Below are 3209 nucleotides of genomic sequence, written 5' to 3'. Positions count from 1 at the left end.
TCCGGCTTCTCCTCCCTGGACAAGGGAATGATCAACGGTAATTTCAGGCAGCATCATATCATAATAATCCCTGAATATCGCCCCATTATCTACATTATAAACAATACTGTTCACCAGATTCAAACGGGAATCCATCACACGAATAGCCATATCTCTTTCGTTATTAGTCCGAGTGTTTGACACTAAGCAATTGACCATGTTTATATCTGAAAATATCGAGAAATTACATCCGGTTGAACTCATTACTGGCCATGTGCAGTTATAAGTATAAACATCTACAAATTTGCAGTTGATCAGATCAAAACGGGCATATTCGAAGGCAGTATCTGACATTGTTCCAATGCCACAAGCCAAATCAGCTGGTAATATTTCATTATCATACTGATATACCCCACTTACATCAACATTCTCCAGCAGCATATATTGGTCACTGTAGTGTGTTAAAGCAAGAGGGCAGACTGTAAAGGTATCATAAATCTTTACATTTCTTAATACTGCATTACTCATACTTATATCAATCACATTACCAACCCAGAATATTTCTCTTATTGTTATATTTTCCAATGTGAATCCATCAACATCATTTACCCAGATGTTTGACAGTAGATTACCATCTAAAAGAGTCATATTCCTTATCACAATATTTTGCATCATAAATTCTGTGCACGCAATATGACATGAATAAGCTTCAGTAGAAATAATCGTGTTTTCTTCTGATTCACCCTCTAAAACCAGATTGCTGTGTAAATGCCAGGGTAGTCTCTCATTATTTGACGAAGGACTATAATCACCCTCAGATAAGTGCAGCGTATGAGTTTCCGTACTACTTCCATCATACAACGCAAGAGCATAACTCACAGTCCTCAAGGGCTGATCTTCCGATAAACCACTATTTTCATTATCTCCATCCGGTGAGATATAAAGGTCTTCTGATATTGGATCTATCAGATGATCTATAACATTTAAATTAATAAATTGAGGATCTTCAATAGAAGGATTTTGAAAACTTTTTACATAATATGAGTTATATTGAGAAACGGTAAACAGGGCAAGAGTAATGTCAAGCACTAACCCATCTACATTTGAATAAGCAATATCATTAGTTTTTCCGCAATAATTTAAATATATGCTGTTAAGCTCAGTTTCACTAAAATCACATTCAGTATTATGAATAAAAATTCCGCCTGCGTCAGTAACGCCAGTATTTCCTGTTATTTCATTCGCGGATAAAGATGCGGTAGTACAACAAAACAGGCAAACTCCACCTCCGATAAATGCTCTGTTATTAATTACCTTGCAATGATTTATTGTAATATCTATACCAAAAGCATATATTCCTCCACCTAATCCGTGTTCATCATGAAAAGAACGGGCAAATCCGTTCTGGATAGTAAATCCGGTTATATCAACGGCAAAAAAATCACTATTATTTTGTGTCGTTGCCAAAACAGATGTTATACTATTGCCGTCCAGTATGCTACTGTCTATATAATTTTCTTCTCCGCTTATCCCATATAAACTCATCAAGGTAATTTCTTTATAAAGGTGAATATTCTCATAATAAATCCCGGGATATACCAGTAATGTATCTCCAGCAATAGAAGCATCCATCGCTTCATTTACACTTGCATAATCGCCACTGCCATCAAGATTAACTGTTATTAATGCCGAAAATAGAGATAAAGGAATAAAAAATATCAAAATTAATAATTTCATTTTTTCTCCCAAATGGTGTGCGTTTCCTCAGAAACGCACACCTGAATTATTTACATTTTACATTTCACGGGATCATTTCATCAATACCATCTTGTTGGAAACTGATCCCTGATCGCTTCTTAATCTGTACAAATAAATTCCGCTGCTTACTTTATCCCCTCTGTTATTACTTCCATTCCAGGTTATCACATAGTCTCTTCCTCCCATATAGGAATCCAGATCATAATTCTTCACTTCCTGACCCCTGATATTATAGATAGTTAATTCTGCTCCGGAGGTTTCCGAACTCAGATAAAACCTGATATTGGTTTCGGGATTAAAGGGATTGGGGTAATTCTGGTATAGATGACATCCCGGGATGGGACTATCAGCGGCAGGATAATCCTCTTTAAATGAAAGTAGGATGTAACCGTCCGAGTCTATCCTGATCCTGTCTTTACCAAATTCTCCGTTATTCTCATTATAGACCCAGCAGTCTTCGATTACAGTTCTATTACGATCTTCGCTGATCAACTGGAAACTCAGTTCATATTCATCTCTCAGTTCCGGATCAACATAAGCTAAAATCTGCAACGATTCGCTTTCGACAACAGATGCCCCTATGCAGGTAGTGCCTTGAAAAACTCCAATTTCCTCTATACCTTGAGGAATATCAAGTATATCTACTGCCAGGTAGTCCGGCTGATCGGCAAAATAGAAATATTTAGGTGTACCTCTTTCGGGATTCTGTTCTACTCCCCCGCCTCCGGGAGGATCCCAGGTATAGGTTGTAGAAATATCCATATTAATTATATACATTTTTCCATATTCCAGATTTTTTCCGGTGGTAACGCTGGATGGAGTGCTGTAACCGTTTATCGGTCTTTTGTAGCACCAGTCTTCGGCATATATGGTTTTTACATGACTCCACAGATCATTAAAAGCATCAACAATATTTCTGGTCTCCGGTATCCAGTAACCAAGCCATTTATCGTCATTGGCTGTTAGGCTGAATTGATAAGTATTACTAAGCCGGTAACCTTCCAGCGGTACATAGAAAGTATCTTCCGTAAACCTCTTAACTTTATATCCCACTGCAGAATATAATATAACCTCTGGATACCAGTTAGTAACATAATATGAATATTGAAGTTGAATATTTGCAGCAACTTGCATAATTGCCCCTTGATCATAGGGATATAAATCGCTCATATCCAGAATGTCACTTACATTATCCGAAATATCGGTTTGCAGTTCCCCGACTCTGGGGAAACTTTCCCAGTTCCAGTGATTACCTTCGCATTCTTTTACATCAACAACCGTTGGTATAGCTCCCATATCAGAAATGGTTCCGTCTTCGTCATATAAATTACCTCTACCTGTGTCAATACACGGGCTGCCTTCCATAATGCACCCAACAAGATTGACATCATCATCAGAATATGTACAAATAAAAGGATCCCCTTCAATACAGTTATAGAGTGAAAGACCTGTCTGTCCAGTATCCACTATAT

At 37.5% G+C, this 3209-nt stretch carries 2 protein-coding genes; both read right to left on the bottom strand.

Going from position 1 to position 3209, the window contains the following annotated elements; all coding sequences use genetic code 11:
• Positions 1–1716, bottom strand: a 1716-nt coding sequence (locus tag RAO94_01950) for a hypothetical protein (protein ID MDP8321093.1), incomplete at its 3' end; no start/stop codon positions are given.
• Positions 1717–1788: 72 nt separating this feature from the next.
• On the bottom strand, positions 1789–3209 hold a 1421-nt coding region (locus tag RAO94_01945), incomplete at its 5' end, for a T9SS type A sorting domain-containing protein (GenBank protein ID MDP8321092.1).

The sequence above is a fragment of the Candidatus Stygibacter australis genome (genome assembly GCA_030765845.1).
GTDB lineage: Bacteria > Cloacimonadota > Cloacimonadia > Cloacimonadales > TCS61 > Stygibacter > Stygibacter australis.
The sequence above is the reverse complement of the archived record's forward strand: the minus strand, read 5'-3'. Positions and strand labels throughout refer to the sequence as shown.